General features: G+C 71.5%; 4 protein-coding genes and 1 pseudogene. 4 read left to right on the forward strand and 1 reads right to left on the reverse strand.

The window, feature by feature from the left end; translation table 11 throughout:
- Window positions 1-578: 578 nt before the first annotated feature.
- The 4 genes from FV223_RS23985 (at window position 579) to FV223_RS24000 (ending at window position 2,704) form a co-directional block, all read left to right on the forward strand.
- Complete coding sequence (locus FV223_RS23985) at window positions 579-842, forward strand: hypothetical protein (protein ID WP_147729324.1); 264 nt, start codon at window positions 579-581, stop codon at window positions 840-842.
- A gap of 123 nt (window positions 843-965) precedes the next feature.
- Entirely contained in the window at window positions 966-1,910 is a 945-nt protein-coding gene (gshB, locus tag FV223_RS23990) for a glutathione synthase (RefSeq protein ID WP_147729325.1), read from the forward strand.
- Window positions 1,911-1,986: 76 nt separating this feature from the next.
- Window positions 1,987-2,403 (forward strand): addiction module toxin RelE, encoded by a 417-nt coding sequence (locus FV223_RS23995; RefSeq protein ID WP_147729326.1) that lies wholly within the window; start codon window positions 1,987-1,989, stop codon window positions 2,401-2,403.
- Complete coding sequence (locus FV223_RS24000) at window positions 2,396-2,704, forward strand: transcriptional regulator (RefSeq protein ID WP_147729327.1); 309 nt, start codon at window positions 2,396-2,398, stop codon at window positions 2,702-2,704. Before FV223_RS23995 ends, FV223_RS24000 begins: the two co-directional genes overlap by 8 nt.
- 127 nt (window positions 2,705-2,831) lie before the next feature.
- On the opposite strand, the pseudogene FV223_RS24005 reads toward FV223_RS24000, so the two are convergent.
- A pseudogene (locus tag FV223_RS24005) lies at window positions 2,832-3,029 on the reverse strand (sodium:proton antiporter); the annotation flags it as partial.

Genomic DNA, 3,029 nt, shown 5'->3' on the forward strand with positions numbered 1-3,029 from the left:
GGTCGGAACGGAGGGCGGCGGGTCGGGAGACGGTCATGGGGGGCACCTGTCGGCTGATCCGGGCATCGCGCCCGGGCCCCGGGGCGGGGCGTCGGCAAGGGCGACGGCGTGTCGATGGCCGGCAGATCAGCACGCCATGGTTAACGCATCGTTTCCCCGAGACGCGCTCGCAAGAACGGCGTGCGGAGCCTCGTCGCGCGGCGCGTGCCGGCCCCGGCACGCCGTTGGCCTGCCCCTTGCAGGATCGGATCCGCCCATGGCGGGCGTTTCCTCCCAACGACTGGGCCCTGCTCGCGACCCGGGCGGGGCCCTTCTTCTGCGCCGGGCCGATCCGTGCCGGCGGACGCCGTCGCCCGGGGGATCGCGGCCGATGCTGCGTTGCGGTGGCGGAGCGGCCGAAGCGGAACCGTCGCACGGTCAGGGCGCTTGCCTAGCGACCGTCGGGCCCGATATGCCGTGCCATTCGCGGATGCGCCCCTCGCGGACTCGCCGCCCGGGATTCCATGACCGACAAGCAAGGACCACGCTGGATGCGACTGGACACGTTTCGACACGCCCGTGGCGCAAGGCTGCCCCGGATGCTCCGCCCCGTGGCGCTGGCGGCCCTCCCGCTCGCCCTGCTGGCGCTCGCCGGCAGCCCGGCGCAGGCCCAGCGCGAGGACCAGGGGCTGCAGCTCGGCTGCGCCAACGACTATTTCCGCCTCTGCGCGGGCGTCGACCCGAACAGCCCGGCGGCCGAGGCCTGCATGACGCGCAACCGCAAGCGCCTGTCGCCCGAGTGCCGCAACGCCATCGGCGACTACGACAAGCGCACCGGCGGCAAGTCGATGCCGGAGGATTGAGCGGTCCGGGCGCGTCCGCGACGCGCCCGAAGCGACGATGGGGACGACGAGCGGCCGGCTCGGTCCGGGGGGATGCGGCGATTCCCCAGGGAGCCGGCCGCGTCATGAGTGGAGCCCGACGACATGGCTTTGACCGTTGCGGTCCAGATGGACCCGATCCAGGCGATCCGCATCGCCGGCGACACCACCTTCGCCCTGCTGCTCGAGGCGCAGGCGCGCGGCCACCGGCTGATCTACTACACCCCCGACCGGCTCTCGATGCAGGGCCGCCGCGTCACCGCGCGGGTGCAGGCGCTGACCGTGCAGGACGTGGAGGGCGCGCACGCGACGCTCGGCGAGATCGAGCGGATCGACCTGTCGGAGGCCGACGTGGTGCTGATGCGCCAGGACCCGCCCTTCGACATGGCCTACATCACCGCGACCCACATGCTGGAGAAGATCCACCCGCAGACGCTGGTGGTGAACAACCCGGCCGAAGTCCGCAACGCGCCGGAGAAGCTCTTCGTCCTCGACTTCCCCGACCTGATGCCGCCGACGCTGATCTCCCGCGACAAGGCGGAGATCGAGGACTTTCGCCGCGAGCACGGCACCGTGGCGATGAAGCCGCTGCACGGCCACGGCGGCGCGGCGGTGTTCCGCGTCTCCGAGACCGACCCGAACTTCGGCTCGATGTTCGACCTGTTCTCGGTCACCTTCCGCGAGGCGTGGGTGGTGCAGCGCTTCCTCGAGAAGATCACCGAGGGCGACAAGCGCATCATCCTGGTCGACGGCGAGCCGATGGGCGCGATCAACCGCGTGCCGGCCCTGAACGACATCCGCTCCAACATGGTCCGCGGCGGCGCCGCCCGGCCCTCCGACCTGACCGAGCGGGAGCGCGAGATCTGCGCCACGATCGGCCCGGAGCTGCGCCGCCGCGGCCTGATCCTCGTCGGCATCGACGTGATCGACGGGCACCTCACCGAGATCAACGTCACCTCCCCGACCGGCATCCGCGCGATCAAGCGCCTGGGCGGCCCGGACCTCGCGGTGAGCGTGTGGGACGCGATCGAGGCGCGCGTGGCGGGCTGAGGCGAAGCGGCTCGGCGGGGCGCGTCCGTCGCGGAGCCTCGCCGTATTCCGGCGCGAAGGACTGTCGCGGAAGCGGATGCTGCCGCCCGCGACTGCGCCATTGACTGACGGTGTCAATGACCTATATCGCACCATGCCAAGGCCGCCGCACACCGTGTCCGAGACGGCGCCGTACCTCGCACGCTGCGACAGGCTCGGGCTCACGCCGGACGAACGCGCGCGCATCGTCGATCAGGTCGCAGCCGATCCAAGCGGCGGCGATGTGGTTCGCGGCTCGGGCGGCGTGCGGAAGGTCCGCTTCGGCGGCTCGGGCGGGTACCGCGTGATGGTGGCCTATCTCGGCGGCAGGGTGCCGGCCTATCTTCTGTCGATCCTGTCGAAAGGACAGCAGGCCAGTTTCACCAAGGCGCAGATCGAGGTCATGCACGGCCTGACCAAGAGCCTGAAGCGCCAGTGGAGCCTGAAGCTCAAGGAAGGGCGTGCCGATGATTGACGTGACGAACGACGTGTTCGGCGATATCGTCGCCGGGCTCGAGCAGGCGGCGGCGCATGGGGGGGGCGAGGCCGTATCCGGCATGGTCGTCCACGTTCCCGATGCGATCGACGTCGCCGAGATCCGGCGGCGTACGGGCAAGGCCCAGCCGGCCTTCGCCGCGAGCATCGGCGTCCCCGTCGGTACGTTGCGTCAGTGGGAGACCCGGCGCCGGCAGCCGCGGGGCGCTGCGCTCGTCCTTCTGGCGATGATCGCGACGAACCCGCGCTTGGTGGAGGAGACGCTGGGCCGCCAGGCGTGAGGCACCGCCCCGGGACGTCCAGGTCCCCGCGCGACGTCCGTGGTCCGGCGTGCATCCGGTCGATCGGCGATGGCCGGATCGTTTGGCGCTCCTCGACGCCGGGCGTCTGCGGACGAAGCCTCAGGTCTCACGTCTCCGATTTCGGCGTCGCGTTCAACTCGGCCCAATCGAACTCCTCCTCCAGCACGAAGTAGGCGTCGTCGCCGATCGCGCCCTCGCGGCGCAGGCGCATGACCGTGTCGCGGGCGGCGCCGATGGCGCGGCGGCGCAGGCCGTCGGTGGGCAGCGATTCCGGGGCGCGGCCCTCGTCGTGGTCCTCGGCCGC

It is taken from the genome of Methylobacterium sp. WL116 (assembly GCF_008039455.1).
GTDB lineage: Bacteria > Pseudomonadota > Alphaproteobacteria > Rhizobiales > Beijerinckiaceae > Methylobacterium.

Bases quoted from the DNA above. Each gene is read 5' to 3' on its own strand.
- FV223_RS23995 (WP_147729326.1), top strand. From the start codon at position 1,987: ATGCTGCCGCCCGCGACTGCGCCATTGACTGACGGTGTCAATGACCTA.
- FV223_RS23985 (WP_147729324.1), top strand. From the start codon at position 579: ATGCTCCGCCCCGTGGCGCTGGCGGCCCTCCCGCTCGCCCTGCTGGCG.
- FV223_RS24000 (WP_147729327.1), top strand. From the start codon at position 2,396: ATGATTGACGTGACGAACGACGTGTTCGGCGATATCGTCGCCGGGCTC.
- gshB (WP_147729325.1), top strand. From the start codon at position 966: ATGGCTTTGACCGTTGCGGTCCAGATGGACCCGATCCAGGCGATCCGC.